The sequence below is a fragment of the Halomonas sp. genome (assembly GCF_031581305.1).
In the GTDB taxonomy this organism is placed as follows: domain Bacteria; phylum Pseudomonadota; class Gammaproteobacteria; order Pseudomonadales; family Halomonadaceae; genus Halomonas.
This window is the reverse complement of sequence record NZ_JAVLBC010000219.1, coordinates 2784-4890: the sequence shown is the minus strand read 5'-3', so window position 1 is coordinate 4890 and position 2107 is coordinate 2784. Positions and strand designations below refer to the sequence as shown.

Below are 2107 nucleotides of genomic sequence, written 5' to 3'. Positions count from 1 at the left end.
ATTTTCTCTTTCGAGAAACAAGGAGAAAGCAAATCGTTTGACCAACCCAATAAGAGCTCTGGCCGTCGCCGTGCTGGCGGGAGCGATGGGATTAAGCGGCTGCGCGGCACAACAGCAGCGCAGCCAGGCGGAATCCTTCAACGCCGCCTGGGTGCAAGGCGACTACTCCGCCGCCGCCAAGGCCATGGAGGCCAGCTCGACGCTCACCGGCAGCGAAAAGCCCGAAGATAAGCAGCTGCTCGAGCTAATGCACCAAGCCGAGGCTCACCGCCTAGCCGGAGACACGGCCTTGGCGATCAGTCTCTATGACCGTGCCGAGGCCGGCATGAAGCTTGACGACACCACGGGGCTCGCCGCCGGTTTGCTGGAAGGAGGGACCGCGTTATTGGTGAACGACGCCGAGCGCGACTACACGCCAATGCTGGCTGAGACGGTGCTAGTCAACACCTACAAAGGGCTCGCCTTCTTGGAACAGGGCGACCGCGACAGTGCGCGGGTCGAGTTCAACCGCTCTGACGACCGCACGCGCCGCGCGGCTGAGACCTTCGCCGAGGAGATCGCCGCCCAACAGGAGGCGATGGCCAATGAAGACAATAAAAAACAGAAGGCAATCCAGCGGAGCCTGGAAAGCGATGACATGCAGCAGAGCATTGTCGCGAACTACAGCGAAATATCGCAGTGGAGCGTCTACCCCGAGTTTATCGTGCCCTTCGCCACCTACCTTCACGGCCTGTTCTTTCTAGCCAGCGGCGAGACGGGCGACCTGGAACGCGCCAGCGTCTCGCTGAAGCGCGTCGCCGAGATGGCCCCAAAAAACCGCGCCCTCGCAGGCGATGTCGAGTTGGCCAAGTCCCTCGCCGCTGGCAAGCGCCGCCGTGACGAGTTGGGCCAGCAGGTCTGGGTCCTCTACGAGAACGGCCTGGGTCCAGTGGCCGAAGAAACACGGTTCGATGTGCCGCTGCTGCTTTTCCACGGCAATGCTACCAGCCCGGCCTACACCGGCATCGCTCTTCCCCGCTATGCTGATCGCCAAGCCGTGAGCAAACCGCTCACGCTGCGCGACGCCAGCGGAGAGGCGATCACGCCGGAAGCCTTCTCGAGTATGGGCAAGGTGATCCATACCGAGATGCAGGAGCGCTTCCCCGCCGTGCTGGCCCGCGCCGTGGCCTCAGCCACCGTTAAGGCGCTGATCCAGAATGCCGCCGCCGACGAGATGGGCGCCGCCGGACAGATTGGTGCCGCAATCTTCGCCGCCGCTACCACCCAGGCAGATCTGCGCAGTTGGCAGGCCATCCCCAGCCATTGGGAAATCGCTCGTCTGGCGGACCCCGACACCGGTGAACTGACGCTCGGCGCCGGCGGTACGACCCTGGGGCGCATCAGTCTTCCCGATTGGCCCTACACCTTGGTCTACATCAAGCGCCCCAGCGTCCAGAGCCCGATGCAGGTCTCCCTGATTGACCTGCAGGGGCAGCACGCCGGCAAGCGGGTCTCGCTTCAAAACCTACCAAGTGGCGGCGACGCCCCAGAGATGGTGGCCGATGTCGACTGATGGCTTGATTAACCCCCATCCTCAAAGGAATCTCTCCATGAAAAAAATGCTTGTGCTGCTGGCCGGCTTGGTCCCGCTGCTCGCCGGCTGTGCCACCACCCCACACTATGTCGACCCGGCCAACGACGAGGGCCCGGTCAGCATGTCGCTGGACTACCGGGACTTCGAGGAAGCCGCCGGCCAGGCGGTGGACTCCATGCTTGCCAGTGGCGCCGTGGACAACCCCAACGGCGGGCGATACGTGATGGTAGTCAGCCGCATCGTCAACGACACCATGCAGCGTCTGGATACCGATCAGTTGGTGAAAAAGATCCGCGTCGACCTACTGAATTCGGGCCGCGTGGCAACCACCACTGCCGTGGGAATCGACGGCGCCGAGGACGAGATGAACATGCAGGCGCGCACCCTGCGCGACTCCGAGGAGTTCGACCAGCGCGGCGTGCAGAAAAAGGGCACGCTGCAAGCGCCCGACCTGAGCCTCTCCGGCAAGATCCTGCAGCGCAACCGCAAGGCGGGTCGCCAACAGCAGGTGGAGTACTACGTGCAGCTCTCCCT

At 63.4% G+C, this 2107-nt stretch carries 2 protein-coding genes; both read left to right on the top strand.

What is annotated here, in order from left to right:
- Nucleotides 1-1552 (top strand): hypothetical protein (locus RI841_RS14385; protein WP_310706321.1); only part of this gene is annotated, 1552 nt, incomplete at its 5' end.
- 37 nt (nt 1553-1589) lie between these two features.
- Nucleotides 1590-2107 (top strand): penicillin-binding protein activator LpoB (gene lpoB / locus RI841_RS14380; RefSeq protein ID WP_310706320.1); only part of this gene is annotated, 518 nt, incomplete at its 3' end.